The organism is Streptococcus sp. E29BA (assembly GCF_041807805.1).
In the GTDB taxonomy this organism is placed as follows: Bacteria; Bacillota; Bacilli; order Lactobacillales; family Streptococcaceae; genus Streptococcus; species Streptococcus entericus.
Genome location: NZ_JBGTZA010000001.1, coordinates 21,910 through 42,410, shown reverse-complemented (window position 1 = coordinate 42,410; position 20,501 = coordinate 21,910). Strand labels below are relative to the sequence as shown.

At 45.9% G+C, this 20,501-nt stretch carries 8 protein-coding genes and 1 pseudogene; all 9 read left to right on the top strand.

Annotation, left to right across the window (positions count from 1 at the left end):
* Positions 1 to 8 precede the first annotated feature (8 nt).
* Complete coding sequence (locus ACERC8_RS00175) at positions 9 to 251, top strand: hypothetical protein (RefSeq protein WP_029175065.1); 243 nt, start codon at positions 9 to 11, stop codon at positions 249 to 251.
* A gap of 19 nt (positions 252 to 270) precedes the next feature.
* Positions 271 to 1,122 carry a conjugal transfer protein TrbL gene (locus ACERC8_RS00170; protein ID WP_373657873.1) on the top strand — a complete coding sequence of 284 codons (852 nt, stop codon included), beginning with the start codon at positions 271 to 273 and terminating at the stop codon, positions 1,120 to 1,122.
* 88 nt (positions 1,123 to 1,210) lie between these two features.
* On the top strand, positions 1,211 to 1,567 hold the full coding sequence (locus ACERC8_RS00165; protein ID WP_373657872.1) for a PrgI family protein: 357 nt from the start codon (positions 1,211 to 1,213) through the stop codon (positions 1,565 to 1,567).
* Complete coding sequence (locus tag ACERC8_RS00160; protein ID WP_373657871.1) at positions 1,518 to 3,887, top strand: VirB4-like conjugal transfer ATPase, CD1110 family; 2,370 nt, start codon at positions 1,518 to 1,520, stop codon at positions 3,885 to 3,887. The genes ACERC8_RS00165 and ACERC8_RS00160 overlap by 50 nt, the downstream gene beginning before the upstream one ends.
* A 1-nt stretch (position 3,888) precedes the next feature.
* On the top strand, positions 3,889 to 6,732 hold the full coding sequence (locus tag ACERC8_RS00155) for a phage tail tip lysozyme (RefSeq protein ID WP_373657870.1): 2,844 nt from the start codon (positions 3,889 to 3,891) through the stop codon (positions 6,730 to 6,732).
* A gap of 349 nt (positions 6,733 to 7,081) precedes the next feature.
* Positions 7,082 to 7,678, top strand: coding sequence for a PBECR4 domain-containing protein (locus ACERC8_RS00150; RefSeq protein ID WP_228025472.1), 597 nt, complete (start codon positions 7,082 to 7,084; stop codon positions 7,676 to 7,678).
* Between the two features lie 153 nt (positions 7,679 to 7,831).
* Complete coding sequence (locus tag ACERC8_RS00145; protein WP_373657869.1) at positions 7,832 to 12,775, top strand: SspB-related isopeptide-forming adhesin; 4,944 nt, start codon at positions 7,832 to 7,834, stop codon at positions 12,773 to 12,775.
* Positions 12,768 to 12,914 (top strand): annotated as a pseudogene (locus ACERC8_RS00140) (calcium-binding protein); the annotation flags it as partial. The gene ACERC8_RS00145 and the pseudogene ACERC8_RS00140, both read left to right, overlap by 8 nt.
* Before the next feature lie 601 nt (positions 12,915 to 13,515).
* Positions 13,516 to 20,487, top strand: coding sequence for a DEAD/DEAH box helicase family protein (locus ACERC8_RS00135; protein WP_373657868.1), 6,972 nt, complete (start codon positions 13,516 to 13,518; stop codon positions 20,485 to 20,487).
* Positions 20,488 to 20,501: the final 14 nt, after the last annotated feature.

Below are 20,501 nucleotides of genomic sequence, written 5' to 3'. Positions count from 1 at the left end.
GAAAACAGATGATACAAAAACTACCAAACCTAACCTATGGGGTTGATGCCAGCTCCATGTTTGCCCAGGCTATGTCCCTGCTTCAAAAAGGGCTGGTAGCGACAGGAGCCTTTCTTGTCGTGATTGGGGTCATTAACCTCGCAACTAACATCAAAGATGGTGGACCAGGTGTCCGAAATGCCATCTTAGAGATTGTTGGTGGGGTGATGGTCGGAGCTGCTGGGGCCTTTGTGACCCAGATTACCATTTAAGAAGGAGACCAGCAATGTGATGAATAAGAATTTCCCTCAGCTAGTTTTTCTGGTCTCAGAAAAAGTCTCCTCAGATAACCTCTTTGAGGGCTTCTCCTTAGACTTGGAATCGACCGCTGATTTGGTCAAATCCCTATCAGACTATAACCCAACCGTCTGGTCTTACATGACAGCCGTCACTGAGCAGGTCATGCGTCCGATTGGCGTGGCTATCTTAGCCCTTATCTTAATCTTGGAGTTTTCAAAATTAGCCAAGAAGATTGCCAGCTCTGGTGGCGCCATGACCATTGAGGCCATTGCCCCGATGATCGTTAGTTTTATTATGGTTGGTGTAGTGATGGCTAATACCACGGTGATTGTGGAAGCCATTTTGGGCTTAGCTGGCCATGCCCTCTCCCGAATTGCAGGCGTAGTTGCCCAAAGTGGTCAAACTTATGACACCTTATCAGGTCTAAAAGGGTCTGGTATCGTCGGGAAAATGATTATTGCCTTTTTTGCCCTCTTGATTTGGCTGGTTAGAATGGCTAGTGCCGCTATGGTTAATCTCATGGTGACCATTCGTTTTATTCAGCTCTATCTCATGCTTCCCTTTGCCCCAATCACTCTCCCAACCTTCTTGAGTGATGAGTGGCGTGGGGTAGGCATTGGCTACCTGAAAAATATTATGGTCTATGGTGTCCAGGGTATTCTCATCTTCTTGATTGTATCCCTTATGCCGCTCTTTGAATCGGCTGGAAAAATTGCGGTCGCAAACGGAGCAGGAGATGGTGAGGTTCTCGTCATCATGTTTGGGAGTTTTGTCCAAGCCATTCTGCTTATCATTGCCCTTGTTGGCTCTCAACGCACAGCCAGAAGTATTTTAGGGATGTAGGACGACCTTGTTCCAGCTTAACACGATAACGGAGTAGAGGGTCTGCTCCGTTTTTGTCAATCATATCTTAGTTATGGAGGATTATTGAATGAACACCCGTGTCTTTAAGGACATTTCAAAATACCAGCACCGAGCTTGGTTAGGATTTACCACACGGCAGGTCATTTTTGTCTTGCCAGCTTTAGCGATAACCATTCTAGTCCTTGGACTCAATCTCTTTTTTTGGCAGTTTGGGGACTGGTTTGTCTATGGTTTTACAGGGAGTTTTACCCTTCCCTTGCTTCTATTTGGGGTCTATCGCCCCAATCACCTAGCCTTTGAACACTACCTGCATTACCGCCTACGGTTTGCCCTTACTGTCCCTGTACGTACCCTAACTGGAAAGGAAAATACCCATGCGAAACCTACTAAAACCATCAACGAAATCCAAGCTATCTGCGACTGATAAGAAGCGACAAAAAGAGCTTCGTCAAGAACTTCAACCAACAACCGTCAACACGATCGCTTATCAAGGATTGTTTGAGAATGGCCTCATGCAAGTCACCCCTGACTATTATTCCCAAAGCTATCTTTTGGGTGATGTCAATTACCAGACCGTTGGGCTGGAGGAGCGAGCGCTTATTGTGGACAAGTATTCGGACATGATTAACGCTTTAGATGACCGCACGCATTTTCAGCTAACCCTCTTTAATCAACGGGTCAACCTAGATAGGTTCCGTTCAAGTGTGCTTTATCCCCTACATGATGATGGCTACAATCATTTCCGTGAGGAACTGAACCAGATGATGAACCAGAATTTGGACAATGGTGAAAACAATTTTAACACTATCAAATTGATAACCTTTGGGCGGACGGATACCTCAACCAAACAAGCTCATCGCTCCTTATCCCAAGTTGGTGAGTATGTCAAAAATGGTCTGGCTGAAATTGACTGTACCTTCCATCTCCTAGAGGGAGAAGCTAGGGTCAATTACCTTGCGGATATGCTTCGAGGAGACAATCACTTACCGTTTAGCTATAAGGATTTGGCTCTATCAGGTCTAACGACCAAGCATTTCATTGCGCCACAAAGCATGTCCTTTAAGCACAAGGACTATCTGGCTATTGACGACCGTTATTTACAGGTGGTCTATGTCAGGGACTATGGGACAGAGTTAGGGGATGGTTTTATCCGTGACCTCATGCAGACAGATAGGGAACTCATTATCAGTTTTCATGCCCAAGGGTCGCAAAAGTCAGAAGCTATGGCCAAGGTTAGAACCAAGAAGACCCTTATGGAATCCCAGAAAATCGGTGAGCAACAAAAGATGGCTCGCTCAGGCATCTATTTGGAAAAGGCTAGTCATGTTCTAGAAACCACCATTGATGAGGCGGATGACCTCCTCAGCACCATGACTAAAACAGGGGATAAACTCTTTGAGACGGTCTTTCTGATTGGACTGTTAGAAGACAGCCCAGAAGCCCTCAAAGAAGCCCTGAATGATATGCGACAGGTCGCTGGCTCTCACGACTTGATTATTGACCCCTTGCCTTATATGCAGGAAGCCGCCTTTAATAGCCTTCTCCCTCTTGGGAAAAACTTTCTTCAAGGCATTTCTCGCAGCCTCTTGACCTCCAATATCGCCGTGCAATCTCCTTGGACTTCGGTGGATTTGCAAGACAAGGGAGGGAAATACTATGGCATTAACCAGATTTCAAATAACATCATCACCATTGACCGCAAGGCTCTCAATACCCCGTCTGGTCTTATCCTAGGGACATCGGGGGCAGGTAAGGGCATGGGAACCAAGCATGAAATCACCACCACTAGGCTCAAAGAAGTCGATGACAAGACAGATATTATCGTGGTTGACCCAGAAAATGAGTATGGTTTGATTGGTCAAGCCTTTGATGGGGAAAGCATCATTATTGCCCCAGATAGCCAGACCTTTCTGAATGTCTTAGACTTATCTAGCCATGGCTTTGATGAAGACCCTGTCAAGCTCAAGTCAGAGTTCCTCTTGTCCTGGATTGGCAAGCTCTTAGACCGACAGATGGACGGTCGAGAGAAGTCAATCATTGACCGAGTGACGCGGCTGACCTACCAACATTTCACAGAGCCAACCTTGGAAGAATGGGTTTTTGTCTTATCCAAGCAACCTGAACCAGAAGCAGGTAATCTAGCTCTTGATATGGAACTCTATGTCAAAGGGTCGCTAGATATGTTTGCCCACCGAACCAACGTGACGACGGATAAGTCCTTTGTGATTTACAATGTCAAAAAACTAGGAGAAGCCCTCAAGCCCATTGCCCTCATGGTAGTCTTTGAACAAATCTGGAATCGGGTGGTCAGAAACCAACAACTGGGGAAAACCACTTGGATTTACTTTGATGAGATGCAGCTCCTATTGTTAGATGAATACGCCAGTAATTTCTTTTTCAAGCTCTGGAGCCGGGTGAGAAAGTACGGGGCCATTCCAACGGGTATTACCCAAAACGTGGAAACCCTATTGATGGATGCCAATGGGCGACGGATTTTGGCCAATAGTGAGTTTATGATTCTGCTCAAACAGGCCAAAAATGACCGAGAAGAATTAGTTCATCTGCTTGGCTTGTCTAAGGAATTGGAGAAATACCTGGTCAATCCCGAGCGTGGAGCAGGTCTTATTAAGGCTGGTCACACGGTTGTGCCTTTCAAGAACCGGATTCCTGCCGATACCCAACTCTTTGACCTGATGAGCACGGACCCCGATAAGATGGTTCAGGTAAAGCAGGAGGACGAGTAGGATGGCTGTCACCAAGAAAGAACTGAAGCGCGCAAGGCTCACGAGGAAAAGCAATCTCAGACAGGGCAGACGCACCTATCGTCTCAAACGACAGGAAGCGAAGAAGAATTTGACTGCTCATCTGGGCAGACGAAACCTTCTGTTTCATCGTGTTGTATCATCTAAATCTGGAAAAGTTTCTCCTGCTAAACAAACCTATCAAGAAGCCCTCTCTAGTGCCAAGCAAGAGTTTGATGACCTCAAAGAAGAGGAAGACAAGCGGTTTGATAACCTCTTATCAACTGCCAATCCCCATGACCTGACCCACAGGGAATTGAAAGCCTATCGCCTCCCGCAGGCTAAGGCCAGACACAAGCAGGCCAGGCAACACTTGAAAAACGTCAAGGAGGAAGAAAAGGCTAAAGATAAGAAAAAAGCATCTGTCCAAGTAGATGATGCCAAAGGCTCTCGTTTTTTCTACCAAGCCAAGTCTATTGAGCGTTTGCAGGCTGAACAGGAAGTCTCTCAAAGCAAACGAGAGCTGAAACAGGTTAAGACAGCCACCAAGCACAAGTCACCCACGAACAAGGTCAAACGTGCAAGTAAACTGATTGGGCGAGAAGCCCTTTACCTCACCAGTCAAGATGACGACTTGTCTGGTGCTAGGGAAGTAGTGGACACCAGCTACCAGGTGGCACGTTACTCCAGAACAGGTATTGACACAGGTAAAGTGGCCGTCAAGCTCTCGCAAGCCAGCTCACGATTTATGGTCAGACGGGCTAGAAATACTAAAGAACGTTACCAAAACTGGCGTTCTGGAAAAGGGTGGCGGTTGACGAAGCAAGATGAGAAGGTCCTTTATCGTCTTAAACGGCAAGTCGCAAAGCGAGCACACCAGACCAGACAAGTTGGTAGGGTTGTGCAAAGTTTCATCTCCAGTTTCAAACAAGCCTTTATGACTATAATTGGCAATCCTGTCACCTGGATTGTTTCTGGTCTCTTATGTTTTCTGCTTCTAATGATGTCTTTCTTTTTAGGCTTTGCCAGTCAGACCCTTATCCAACAAGATGAGTTTGAATTGACCAAGGCTTACACTCACATGACGTGGGAGGATGCGGAACAGACCCGAACCAGCGAAAAGGGGATTACCTACTACACCAAGATAGATGAGGTCATGGCTTATATGAATAGCCAGTTTCAGGATTATGCCTTAGAAGATAGGATAAGTGTCTTGCCACCCTCTAGCACTTATAAAGATTACCTATCCACGCTCTGGCAGGACTTAAATGGTGGAGATAGCCTTAAAACTATGGCAGAGCTTTATAATAGGCCGCCTTATCAATTGTCCAAAGAGGAACAAGATGACCTCAAGGAACTGTCGGAGGAAGGTGTCTATGCCAGTATGCAGGAACTTGAGAACCCTTTTGAGGGCAAGACAGATGATGATGTTTTGCCCATGACCTATCGCTATGGCTACTATCATTTGGACGGTAAGCCCACCATGCAAGAGTTTATTATCCTTGAAGCAAAGGAAAATCAAGCGGTTCTCGCCCCTCTTGATGGGACGATTCATCTGGACGGTGATGATGTCGTTATTACCGCTGGTAAAAAGGTCAGTTCAGTCTCTTTGCGTTTGTATGGCATTCACACCGGTCGCTTGGTTGAGGGGCAAAGAGTCGTTGCGGGTGATAGAATTGGTCAGACCAAGACTAACACAGGTCTTAAAGTGTCCTATGAGAAATATGACCCAGACCAAAAGAAATTAGTTGCGGTCAATCCAGCCTTTTACTTTCCCAAGGTGGTTCAAGTCCAGACCACTATCTTACCCAATATCGGTCAATTTGGTGGGGATGAATTTGAACGAGCCAAAGCCATTTATATCTTTCTAAAAGCTAAGGGAGCGACCAATCAGGCTATCGCAGCCATCTTAGGCAACTGGTCAGTTGAATCAGGCATTAACCCAAAACGGGCAGAAGGGGATTACCTGAGCCCACCTGTTGGGGCAAGCGATAGCTCATGGGACGACCCTAACTGGCTGTCTATGGGTGGTCCTGCCATTTATAACGGTAGCTATCCCAACATTCTTCGTCGAGGCCTTGGTCTAGGGCAATGGACGGACACCGCAGACGGTTCACGTCGCCACACCTTGCTTCTGGAGTACGCCAAGAGAAAGGGCAAGCCCTGGTATGATTTAGAGCTTCAGTTGGACTTTATGCTTGAGGGAGACAATCCCTATTACACCAATTGGCTCAAAGATTTCTTCCAGCATACGGGCAGTCCAGCTAGTCTAGCCCAGGTCTTTCTGACCTATTGGGAGGGCAATAGTGGTGACAAGCTCTTGGAACGTCAAACCAGAGCTGCCGAGTGGTACTATCAGATTGAAAAAGGTTTTAGTCAACCAAATGGAGGCACCGCTCAGAGTGATCCAGCTGCCCTAGAAGCCGTTAGAGGAGACCTCTTTGACAATTCTATCCCTGGAGGTGGTGATGGGATGGGCTATGCCTACGGCCAATGTACTTGGGGAGTTGCGGCACGCATTAACCAGCTTGGTCTCAAGCTCAAAGGGCGAAACGGAGAGAAAATTCCTATTACTAGCGTTATGGGAAATGGTCAAGATTGGGTGGGTTCTGCATCAGCTTTAGGAGGTGAGACGGGTTCAATGCCTCAAGCAGGGGCTATTATCTCCTTTGCGGGAGGCAGTCACGGCACACCTATTCCTTACGGTCATGTGGCATTTGTCGAGAAAGTCTACCCAGATGGCTCATTCTTGATTTCAGAGACCAATGTCAATGGCAATCCAAACTACACCTTCCGAAAAATCAGCGGACCAGACGCAGCTATGAGTTTTGCTTATACGGTGAAATAATCAACGATTTGACAAATCACTATTCTTGAGTTAGAATTAAAACACTAGCACTCCAGTTGTTCCCTGATACAAAACAACTGAAGTCATTTTTGGTTAATTGTATGATTTAATAATCGTCTAGCTTGAAATAGTATTAAATATAGTGTATAATGATGATGTAGATGAGTGGTCGGCTCATGGTCAATCTGATAGTAAACCTGAACATAAGGGTCAGGCGGTGGCAGGCACCAGAATGAAACCTGATAAAAATCTTAGACCTAAGGGCTAAGCGGTGGCAGACACCAGAATAAACCGACCTTGATAAGTGGCTTGCCTTCCGGTAGGTCACTTATTTTAATTTGGAGGTATGATGGCAAGACAATCAAGTGAGTATAAGAGACCAAGCTCAAACGAAATTATCGTTTTGCGTCGCTATTTTGAGAAGATGTTTGAAGCTGCAACTTTCTTTAATCGGTATTTTAGAAATAAGGTAGTTCACTATGGTACAGATAATGACATGGTAGCTATTCATTTTTCAACGACTAATTTTATGCACCTGTGTGGCATTGATTATCGTAAAGGACCTGCTAGTTTTTTTGATGATTGTTTGCTTCGACATCTTGTTGTTGATGATATGATGATTAAGCGAGATGGTACAACCTTTCAAAAATTACAAGTTTTGGGTTCAGTAGGAGAATTGATTGGGCAATATGTTCATTTAACCCAATCGGGGCGTTATTTATATTTGGAATTTGATTATGCTTTAAGGACTAAAAAACAAATTCTAGCATTGACACTAAAGGATACTCGTTCTAAAGTTGTTCCGCAGTCTCTGTTAGACTTGAAGCGACAAAAGACCTTTCCAATTGGTGCACCTGTGCAGTGCATTTATGCAAAATATCTAAATAATAATCAGATTGAGATTTATTATCTTAGAGAAAATCGAGATTTTTCTGAGTTCCTCTAATTGAAGTATGAGATTTCAGTCAACAACCAGCCAGTAGCCTTTTTGCTACTGGCTTTTTTTCGTGATAAAATATGCAACTCCTTCTTGGTATGATGGGGCAAGATTAGCCAGTTCTTATGGTAATCGACAAAATAACCTATAAAGGAGTGTCCCATGACCCTACCCATTCAAGTGAAACCAATTATTACCCAAGAAAAGGGTGAGAAACATGTCTTTCGTAAAAGTAAGAAATACCGTACGCTTTGTTCTGTTGCACTAGGAACAGTCGCAACGGCGGTGCTAGCTTTAGGTGGCGGGGTTGCTCAGGCAGATGAGTTAGCCACGATATCTGTTGAAACTCCCATTGTTCTGACGGATAATCCAGCGACCAACCTTCCTGAAGCCCAGCCTGCTGAGACAAGTGAACACACAACGTCACTTTCTGAAACAGGTCAGTCGCAAGGAACCATGCCTGTGACCATTGATGAGACGACATTAAAGCAGGCAATCAATGACGCTAAGGCAGAGGGGGTGACAATTACATCAGGTCAAGACATGGACCTTGGAACTACCCAGACAGCTGAAGAAACCAGTCAAGGCCTTGACACCGCTAAGGCTGATATGGATAAGCAGGTATCCGAGCTGAAAGATGTGACAGCTAAGTACCAGTCAGATAAGGCAGATCATGCGGCGGAAGTGGCACGGATTGACGGAGAGAACGAAACTCTGAAAACCAGTCATAAACAAGCAGAAGACGTGGCGAAAAACCTTGAGAAGGACGTCAATGCTAGTGTTTCTGATTTGACCAAGCGTTTTTCAAATGTCAAGGTAAGGGTGACGGATAAGACCATCACATCAGGCGATGGCACATCTCCTGAAGCCTATGAGGGCTACACCAAACTGGTCCAAGGGGTTAGTGAGCAGAACCAATCTGCTATTGACACCTATGTGATTAAAAAAACGGAAGCAGACGCTCAAACGGCTAAAAATAAGCAGATTGAAGCTGAAAATGCAGCTGGTTTAGCCAAAGCAAAAGACGATAACGAGGCCATTACCCAGCGAAATCAGGCAGGTCAGGTTGCCATTGACGAGGAGAATCGCCGTGGTCAAGCAGCGGTGGACCAGGCCAATAAGGACAAGCAAGCCCAAGTGACCAATCGTCAGGCAGAGATTGCAGCCATTAAAAAAGGCAATGCCCAGAAACAGGCAGAAGCCGATGCGACTAACAAGGCCAATGAAGCCTATAATGCCTCGGAAAAAGCTCGCTATGATAGAGAACTGGCGGAGATTAGAAAAGGCGAAGAGGGATACATTTCAGAAGCTCTTGCCCAGGCTCTCGACCTTAATCGTGGGGAACCCCAAGCCCAGCACGGAGCAGCGACTCGTAATCCCGACCACATTATTAGCACGGGGGATGCCATGTTGGGAGGCTATAGTCGGATTCTTGATTCGACAGGCTTCTTTGTCTATGACCAATTTCGGACAGGGGAGACCTTGCGGTTCAACTATTCCAACCTTCAAAACGCTAGTTTTGCGGGCAAGAAGATTACAGGTGTGACTTATGACATCACCAACCTTGTTTCGCCTGCAGGCACCAATAGCGTGACGCTGGTTGTTCCTAATGACCCGACAGAAGGCTTTATTGCCTATCGCGGAGACGGGACGGGCGACTGGCGAAATGACAAGATGGAATTTCGAGTAGACGCCAAGTACACCCTAGCTGACGGCAGTCAAGTGAGCTTCTCAAAGGAGCAGCCAGGTGTCTTTACCCACTTGTCACTCAACCATAACAACATCGGGCTAGAGTATGTTAAGGATTCATCGGGTAAATTTGTCCCTATCAATGGGTCAACTGTTCAGGTCACGGATGAAGGTCTAGCACGGTCGCTTGGTTCTAACCGAGCCCATGAAATTGGTACACCTGAAGAGTGGGACACGACTTCCAGCCACTATGCTTATAAGGGGGCGATTGTCTCAACGGTGACTTCAGGAAATACTTACCGAGTAACCTTTGGTCAGGGGGATATGCCCACTCAGGTGGGAGGTAAGACCTATTGGTTTGCCCTCAATACCTTGCCTGTGGCACGAACCGTCCGACCGTACACGCCAAAACCCTTGGTCAAACCTAACCTTGACCCTGTTCCAGACCCCTTAACCTATACCCCGTCTGTCTATACGCCAAAGACCTTTACCCCGGAACCTCTAGTAACTTTCACCCCAAAACCGACCACTCCTGTTGAAGAACCTAGTTTGGCACTGGTGAAGGTGGCTTTACCGACCCAACCTGTTTATGAGAAAACGCCTACGCCACCAGCGGCTCCAAGCGTTCACGTACATGGTTACCGCTTAGAGACAAAGCTAGGTATCCATAAGGACGTGGAAAATAGTGACCGTGTGTCCATTGACAAGACTCAGGTCGCTAAGAGTTCCCCAGTCAACTACCCTTTGGAAGTAGGGGACTTGTCTTCAAATCGTGTCACGACAACTAGCCTCATCTTTGAGGATTACTTACCCGCAGGTTATGTCCTGAATGAAACGACAACCAAGGCAGAGAACACCGCCTATGATCTTGTTTATGACAGCTCTAAACACCTGGTTCGCTTGACAGCTAAAGACAGTCTTCTCTCTGAAGTCAATAAGGACTTAGCGAAGAGCTATCGCCTGACAGCTCCTGTTTTGTACGGTACAGTGGTTAATGATGGAGCCACCTACACCAATGCTTATAAGCTCTTTATCAACCAAGGCACACCAACAGCCTACACCGTCACCTCAAACCCTGTCACGGTTCGGACACCTGGTGATGGAACCACAACGACCTTGATAATCCCTGATAAGACCAACAAAAACAGTGATGGCGTTGTTATCAATGACACGGTGGTCTTGGTTGGCTCAACCAATCATTACACCTTGAACTGGGATTTAGACCAGTATAAGGGGGACCAGTCGTCCAAGGAGACGATTGGCAAAGGGTTCTTCCTCTTAGATGATTTTCCAGAAGAAGCTGTGATGACCGATGATAAAGCCGTCATCGTCACAAGTCTAGACGGAAAGCCCTTATCTGGTTTTGTGGCGACGACTTACAAGAACTTGTCAGAAGCTCCAGAAAGGCTTAGACATCAGCTAACAACAGCTAAGATTAGCCCTAAAGGAGCTTTTCAAGTCATTGTTCCAGAAGATAATCAAGGCTTTTATGACACTTATGTCAAGACAGGTACTAGCCTTTTAGTGACCAGTCCCATGACGGTTCGTACAGACCTCAAGGATAAGATCTTAACCTATGCCAATACTGCCTATCAGATTGATTTTGGCAATGGTTATGCGACCAAGGAAGTGACCAATACCCTTGTGACACCAGAACCTGTCAAGAAGAACCTTAATGCAGACCAAGTTGACATCAATGGTCAGGCCATGCTTGTTGGTTCAAAAAACTTCTATACCTTGTCTTGGGATTTGGACCAGTACAAGGGGATTGTGGCGACTCAAGATGCTATTGCCAAGGGCTTTTACTTTGTGGATGACTACCCAGAAGAAGCCCTAGAGATTGACACCAAGGCTATTCAGATTTTAACACCAGACGGTCAGACGGTAAGGGATATTCTGGTAGAGACCTATCAGAACTTGGAAGAGGCTCCAGATAGCTTGAAAGAAGCCTTGCGGGCTAAGAAGATTAGTCCTAAGGGTGCTTTTCAGGTCTTTCGACCAAAAGACAACCAGGCCTTCTATGAGACTTATGTCAAGACCGGTCAATCTCTAACTATTATTGACCCTATGACCGTCAAGGACAGCCTTTATAACTCGGGTCAGACCTATACCAATAAAGCCTATCAAGTTGATTTTGGATTGGCCTACGAGACGGAAGACGTATCCAACTTCATTTCGATTGTTACGCCTAAAAAATCCAACACCACTGACAAGGGCGTGACCATTGATGGGAAGACGGTCTTACCTGATACCGTTAATTACTACAAGATTGTCATGGATTACAGTGCCTATAAGGGCATGTCTGCGACCAAAGACCAGATTACAAAAGGTTTCTTTATGGTGGACGATTACCCAGAAGAGGCCTTGGAGTTAAATCCAGAAGGTATTCAGATTGTTGATGGTCAAGGGCAGGCTGTTAAGGGCTTATCGGTTAAGGTTTATACGTCCTTGTCTAAAGCACCCAAGGCCGTCCAAGAAGCGATGGCTAGTCAACACTTTGTGCCAAAAGGTGCTATTCAGGTCTTCTCGGCAGATGACCCACAGACCTTTTACGACACTTATGTCAAAACAGGTCAAACCCTTGTCGTGACCAATCCCATGACCATTAAAAAAGACATGATAAAGACAGGTGGAGATTATCGCAACACCGCTTACCAGCTGGATTTTGGGGTGGCTTATGTGACGGATACTGTTGTGAACAACGTGCCAAAACTAGACCCCAAAAAGGATGTGGTCATCGACCTATCTCACAAGGACCAGAGTTTGGATGGCAAGGAGATTGCCCTTAATCAGGTCTTTACCTATCGTCTTCAAGGCGCACATATTCCAGCCAATCGTGCGACAGCTCTTACAGCGTATAGCTTTAGTGATGATTACGATGAAACCCATGACCAGTATGACGGTGTTTATCAGGCTTACCTGATGACGGACGTGACCTTGGCAGATGGGACAGTCCTAAAATCGGGGACAGAAGTGACCAAGTACACGCTTCAAACGGTTGATACCACATCTGGTCAAGTGTCTATTTCCTTTGATAAGGCTTTTCTGACCAGCATTTCAGACGATTCCACCTTCCAAGCAGATATCTACCTTCAGATGAAACGGATTGCGGCTGGGGAAGTGGAAAATACCTTTAGCCATATAGTTAATGGGGTTACCATTACCTCTAATACAGTTAAAACGACGACTCCTGAGCCGGTAATCCCACCGACACCTCCTACTCCAAAGCCAGAAGTTCCAGGAACTCCAATTCCAACACCAGTTCCTCCACAAACACCTGGTCTAGTTGCTAGTCTCCCACAAACAGGAGAGGAAGCTTCTATCCTTAGTCTTGTTGGAGGTGGCTTGATGCTAGGTCTGGCGTATGGGTTACACCGTAAGAAGAAAGAGCTAGAAAGTGAGGATAGCCATGCCTAAGACCTTTTACACCCAAGACAGTGACCGAGACGGTCTCACAGATGCCCAGGAACTGGCTTTAGGAACCAATCCCTTAAGCCCTGATTCTGATGGCGATGGGGTAGCTGATTTGGCAGAAATCCTATCTGGTCGCACTCCAACATTCCAAGAGATGAGACAGGTCATGCAGCACTTTTTGGACCAAGATACGTCAGCCTTTACTAAGGCAGTCATGAGTGTGGAGACCCAAATCACCAGTCAAACACTTCTTAATGACCTCTATGCTTACTATATGGCAACAGATGACATTTATCTGTTAGATGAACACCTCCGTCTAGTTGCGGATGAGCAGAGCGAAGTGATTAGGCAAGACCTGACCCGACTGTTAGACAAGCTCTATCGAACAGGGGATGTGAATGAGTTTATCTCAGAGGTCTTCCAAGGTCGGTCGTCTGCCTATTTGGTGTCGTCTGATGATTGGGAGTTGGGCAACTTTGACCCCTATAGTTTGGAGACTTTAGATGATTTGATTCGCCACCAGCTGGACGTAGATAGTGACGATTATTTCGGAGACTTAGTTCATTTGGCTCTTGCCCAAGACAGGTTGGATAGTCGTTCCCAGTTCTTACGAAGCTACATGGCAGACCTAACTAGATCTCAAGTAGACGCACAGCGAGAGCTGTCCATGACCCTCTAAGCGATTGGGACTGAGAGCTTTCTCAGTCCTTTTTGACTAAAGAAAATCAAAGGAGAACTACTAGATGAATACACAAGCCATCAGCCACCGCCTCCGTCAACATCAACACCAAGATTTGGCCATTAAAGAGGCTCTTCTACGTTTTCAAGCCCACCATTTTGATAAGCCTTGGGAAAGGCTTTTGGAAACCTTTATCGAGCAGGAAGGTCATGTTCCCCTTTTCCCAACTCCCTACGATGTGAGTGAGGAGCTAGTTGCCTTTCTGAGAAAAGGAGACCAACCTTTTGAACATTTGGGCGCTTATGCTTATCATTTTGCCCAAACTGGTTTACGCCAAATCCCTCAACTTACCCCTTTTGAAAAAGATATGGTGGTATTGGTTGCGACCTATAATCTTGCTGTTTATTGTCAACTTCTAGACCAACAGGGAAGCTATCATGGTGTCTCACTGAAGCGTTTGGTATCGCAAATGGAACGGGTGGATTTTATCAATGTGTCTAAGGTGGCTAACAACCTAGCAGACCGTATTAGCCGAGACCTTGATTTGTTTATTTTGAACTATGAAGCCCCAACTATCCCAAAGCCAGAACTAACCTTTGAAACCACTGACCAAGATCTGGTTGCCCATTACGGTCAACCGGTGGCCAGGTTAGATAAGACGAGTTTACTTGTGGCGCACTTGCCAGCCTATCAGGACTTGCCCTTGGGCATTAAAGCCGAGATCATTACTCAGTTCGACCAGAAAAAAGCAGAGCTCAGTCAGGTGAAGCAGGAAGAAACCGTCAGATTTGAAGAAGTTGATAATGTGGTAACGGCTTATCTGACCAATCAAGCTGAACCACTCTCTTCTTATGACCGTCGCTTAGGCAAGAGCCAGCACTATGAGGCCTATGAGCACTTGAACTTGACCCAAAAGTTTGTCATTTTAAGCCACTACGATGAATTAGCCAAACTAGAGCGACCGTTACAATTTCGTTTGGGTGACTTTGATGAGGAACGCAGGCAACCCCCCATCTATGAAGGGGAGACGATTTTTACCTATCTGGAAGCGGATGGGTCGGCAGATGAATTGGCTAGAGAGCCAGGTTCTCAGGAACTGGCAGAATTGGTAGACCTCAGTCGTCAGCTCTTGACAAGAAACTACCAGCTTTTAGAGGAAGTTGGTTTCCCTGTTGAGCATTTCTCAGAGGATAGTCGAGGTGTCTTGTTAGATGCGGTTGGGAAATACCGTTTGTCCAGAAAAGAGTTACTTTATTTAGGGCAGTATCCTCATGCTTCAGTCAATCAATTGAGGCTTGCGGTGGAATTGCTTGACCAGGGATTAGACAGAGATAGCGTTACATTTTTCCTTGAGAGCAGCCTCCCTTATGAGCGTTTGGTCTTTGTGGGCAATCGGATGACCAAAGATGGGCTGAAGCTAGAGGAGGCTAAAATCTTTGAGCGAATGGCTCAAGCAGAGCCAGACAAGGCGTCTCGTTTATTATTGGAAGAACTTCAGGCTAAAGAACCGGAAAGTGCCTTTGATGATAGCCTGTCAGAACTCAAGGAAGAGGTTCAAAAAATGTATCCTCTGGGAAGTTTAGCCAGTTATGGTGAACATCTGTTTGAGGTCGCAGATATTAGGGAAGACCAGGGTCAGATTAGAGTTGAGTTAGCTGCTTTACCCGATGATGATGTGCTAGACAGTCCTGTATTTTATGTCGGCTCGCTTGGTGCATTGGAAAAGAGCCAGCTGGTTTATCGACCAGAAAAGTCAGAGGCTTTTAAAGAAAGTAATGACTTTGCAGTAACAAAGGATTCTGATGACATCGACCTCTTTTCCTTCCTAGATGACAGTCAAACAGACCCCACTTCAGACAAAGGTCCTGCAGAAAGAACGGAGGCTCCAAAAGACCAAGCGGTTATTCAAGACGAGCCTAGTGTGCTTGAAAAGGAGCCTGAGCTAGTTAAGGTTGAGCCTGTTCAGAATTTTGCCTTTCCAGAGGACTTGACCGATTTTTACCCTAAAGGGACACGGGCTAAGGTGGAAGCTAACCTCGCAGCCATCCGTCTCGTTAAAGAGCTAGACAAGTCTGGGCGGCAGGCAAGCCCACCTGAACAGGAGATATTAGCCAAGTATGTCGGCTGGGGCGGTCTAGCCAATAGTTTTTTTGACGACTACAATCCTCAGTTTGAGATAGAACGGGCAGAGCTAAAGAGATTGGTGTCTGATAAGGAATACTCTGACATGAAGCAGAGTTCTCTGACTGCTTACTATACCGACCCAGCTATTGTGAGAGCTATGTGGGATAAGTTGGTCGCAGATGGGTTTACAGGCGGACGGGTGCTGGATCCGTCTATGGGAACAGGGAATTTTTTTGCGACCATGCCAGAACAGTTAAGGGAGAAGTGCGACCTTTACGGTGTGGAGATAGATGGCATTACAGGTTCTATTGCCAAACAGCTTCACCCCAATGCCACCATTTTCGTTCAGGGATTTGAGGATGTGCCTTTTCAGACGGATAGTTTTGACCTGGTTATTTCAAACATTCCCTTTGGTAATTTTAGGATCGCGGACAACCGTTATGACAAGCCCTATATGATCCATGATTATTTTATTAAAAAGTCCCTAGACGTGGTTCATGATACTGGGCAAGTGGTGGTCATTTCCTCAACGGGAACAATGGATAAGCGGGTGGACAATGTCTTGCAGGACATCAAGGACACGACCCAGTTTTTGGGTGGGGTTCGTCTGCCCGATTCGGCCTTTAAGGCTATCGCAGGAACGAGTGTCACGACTGATATTCTCTTCTTCCAAAAGGATTTGAACAAGAGAGCATTCACAGATGATCTTGCTTTTTCGGGAAGCAAGCGGTATGCCAAGGACGACCGTATTTGGCTTAATCCTTATTTTGATGGTGAGCATAACTCCCAAGTTTTGGGAACTTATGAAGTCAAGAATTTTAATGGTGGTACACTATCTTTGAAGGGAAGTGACCATCCCCTATTGTTAGAGTTAAATGAGGCTTTGAAGCAAGTGTCACTTCCACAAGTTAAGGACAACATCTTTATCCAATCCCAAATTCTGATGGAGAAAAAGGTGGATAAAAGCATTCCACAAAGCATTTGGGATAGCCTTGAACTCTATAGTTTCGGCTATGAGGGAGATACTGTTTACTATCGAGACCGTGATGGGATTCGAGTAGGGGCTAAGACAGAAGAAATTAGCTATTATATCAATGAGGTTGGGGATTTTGTGGCTTGGGATTCCAAACATTCTCAAGCAGTCATTGACCGTTTTGTGGCTTTGAATGTGACCGATGAGACAGCCGTTGATGTTTACCTGTCCAAAGAAGCGACGAAGACAGGACGACACAAGGGACTTTTTAAGAAAACGGTCTTCTATGAAGGAACCTTGTCTGATAAGGAGGTTGCCCGTATTAAGGGTATGGTCAACCTTCGCAATACCTATCAGGAGATGATTGACCTCCAGCGGGACTATGATTATGACCGTGATGTCTTTGAGGGTTTACTTGGGGACTTAAACAACCAGTATGACCGCTTTGTCAGACGGCATGGTTACCTCAATAGTAACGTCAACCGCAATCTATTTGATAGTGATGACAAGTATTCTCTTCTTGCTAGTTTAGAAGATGAATACATTGACCCCGTGGATAAGAAGGTCAAGTATAAGAAGTCGCAGGCCTTTGAAAAAGCCTTGGTGCGTCCAGACCGTATTCTAAAGGAAGTCAAGACTGCCCAAGATGCCCTCAATACTAGCTTAGCCGATGGTCGTGGGGTGGATATTGCCTTTATGATGTCTCTTTATCCAGGCAAAACAGAAGGTGATGTGATTGAGGAATTAGGGGATTTGGTTCTGTTGGACCCTGCTTATGCCCTCTTAGGAAAAGTGGTTTATGTTTCTCGTCAGGATTTTCTATCAGGTGATATTTTAACCAAGCTTGACCAGGTGGATTTGCTTCAAAAAGAGGACAATGCCCTGGCAGACTGGGGATACTATCAGAGTTTGTTAGAGGCCGTTAAACCTCGTCAAATTGGATTGGCAGATATTGCCTACCGCATTGGCTCTCGTTGGATTCCAAACGAGGTTTATGGGCAATTTGCTCATGTGGTGATTTTGGGCGAGGAGAAAACCTTAGATGACCCAAGTTTAATAGATGTCATTGAGGTTAGTCCTATTGATGGCACCTATACCTTGTCTAAGGACTTTACCAACCGTCGTGTGTCTGCCCAAGAAGCGGCTATGGGGGTGAGGGGGTCACGCTATGATAGTGGGCGGAAGGTGTTTGAGAACCTGCTTAATTCCAATCAACCGACTATTACACAGACGGTCAAAGAGGGGGATAAGCAAAAGCAGGTGACGGATGCCGAAAGAACTAGCCTATTGCGGAGTAGGGAAGCGGATATGCAGGGACTTTTCCAAGACTTTGTTTTGTCCTCCCCAGAAGTTCAGACCTTGATTGCGGACACCTACAATAGCCTGTATAACCGTACGGTGTCTAAGACCTATGATGGTAGCCATTTGGTTATTGATGGCTTGGCTCAAAATATTAGCTTACGCCCCCATCAGAAGAATGCCATTCAACGGATTGTGGAGGAAAAGCGAGCCCTTTTGGCTCATGAAGTGGGTTCAGGAAAGACCTTGACCATGCTTGGAGCAGGGTTTAAGTTGAAAGAGTTGGGGGTGGTCAATAAACCACTCTATGTTGTCCCTTCTAGTTTGACTGCTCAATTTGGTCAGGAAATCCTCAAGTTTTTCCCGACCAAGAAAGTTTTTGTGACGACCAAGAAGGACTTTGTCAAGGCTCGCCGTAAGCAATTTGTGTCACGGATTATTACAGGAGACTATGATGCCATTGTCATTGGCGATAGCCAGTTTGAGAAAATTCCCATGAGTAAGGCCAAACAAGAGACCTATATTCTGGATAAGTTGGGCCAGATGCGAGAGATTCATCTGAATAGTGAGAACGATTATACCGTTAAGGAATCCGAGCGGGCTATTCGTTCTTTGGAAGAACGTCTAGAGGAGCTTCAAAAACTGGATAGGGACAGCTTTATCGAGTTTGAGAACTTGGGCATTGATTGCCTCTTTGTGGACGAAGCCCATCATTTCAAGAATATTCGTCCCATCACAGGCTTGGGCAACGTGGCAGGCATTACCAATATCACAGCCAAGAAGAACGTGGACATGGAGATGAAGGTGCGGCAAGTCCAGTCAGAGCATGACAATCGCCATGTCATCTTTGCGACAGGGACACCAGTCTCTAATTCCATCAGCGAACTCTACACTATGATGAACTATGTCCAGCCAGATGTGCTGGAGCGGTATCAGGTGGCACACTTTGATTCTTGGGTAGGAGCTTTTGGCCAGATTGAGAATTCAATGGAATTGTCTCCAACGGGAGATAAGTACCAGCCTAAGAAACGCTTTAAGAAGTTTGTCAACCTGCCTGAACTCATGCGGATTTATAAGGAAACAGCTGATATTCAAACCTCCGATATGCTTGATTTGCCTGTGCCAGAAGCACGGATTATCCCCGTAGAGAGTGAGTTAACCGATAGCCAACGCTATTACTTGGAGGAGTTAGTGGTACGGTCTGAGGACATCAAGAACGGTCTGGTAGAGCCGACGGTGGATAATATGCTCAAAATAACGGGTGAGGCTAGAAAACTCGCCATTGACATGCGATTGATTGACCCTGCCTACAAGCTGTCAGACAGTCAAAAACTTCTTCAGGTGGTGGATAATGTGGAGCGGATTTATCGGGAAAATATGGTGACAGAAAGTACTCAGATGATATTTTCAGATATTGGGACACCCAAGAAAGATGGAACTGTTTTTGACATATATAACGAATTGAAGAACCTCTTGGTCGAGCGTGGGATTCCAGCCAACCAGATTGCCTTTGTCCATGACGCCAATACTGACGACAAGAAGAATAGCCTGTCTCGTCAGGTCAATAGCGGTGAGGTCCGAATTCTCATGGCTTCAACGGAAAAAGGGGGAACGGGTCTCAACGTTCAGGCTAAGATGAAGGCTTTTCATCATTTGGACGTTCCTTGGAGGCCTTCGGACATTCAGCAACGCAATGGACGTTTGATTAGACAAGGCAATCAGCACCAACATGTAGAGATTTACCATTACATTACGAAAGGCTCATTCGATAATTACTTGTGGGCAACACAAGAAAATAAGTTACGATATATTAAACAAATTATGACCTCTAAAGAGCCTGTTCGGGCGGCAGAAGACATTGATGAGCAGACCATGACTGCCTCTGATTTCAAGGCTTTGGCTACAGGCAATCCTTTTCTTAAACTCAAGATGGAGCTGGAAAATGAGTTGGGGCTTTTGGACAATGAACGGCGTGCCTTTGAGCGAACTAAAGACGATTACCGTCAAACCATACGGGTGGCGGAGCGGGATTTGCCGGTTATGGAAAAACGGCTTAGTCTTTATGACCAGGACATTGAGCGGTCAAAAAATAGTAAAGGCAAGGATTTTGTCATGTCCTTTGGCAGCCAAACCTACACCGAAAAAGGCGAGGCAGGGGAGTACCTGCACCAGTTGATCCGTCAGAATCGTTCTGAGACCAAGGAACTTCGCACCCTTGCCCATTACCGAGGATTTGCCTTGAAGGTGACGACCAGAAGCATGAGCGAGCCTGTTCCTGACATTGTCACCTTGCGAGTGGTCGGAGATAATCAGTATTCGGTTAGTCTGGATTTGAAATCCCCTATTGGTACCCTCCAGCGGATTAACAATGTGATTGACGACATTGAAAAGGACAAAGAAACAACAGAGGCTTTGGCCAAGACCATGAGGGATAAGGCAGCCGTTGCCAAGGAACAGATTGAGAGGGTCTTTAGTAAGGAAGAACATTATCAAAACCTTAAAGCCCAATACGATGTTCTTTCGCCCCTGATTGAAGCAGGGGAGCCTATAGAGGTCATTGAAGAAGCCCTAGCTCCCTTTCTTAATTCGCCCAATCAGCAAGAAATCGTCCTTGACGACCAACTTTCTTTGGATATTTAGCAGCAATGAGCTGA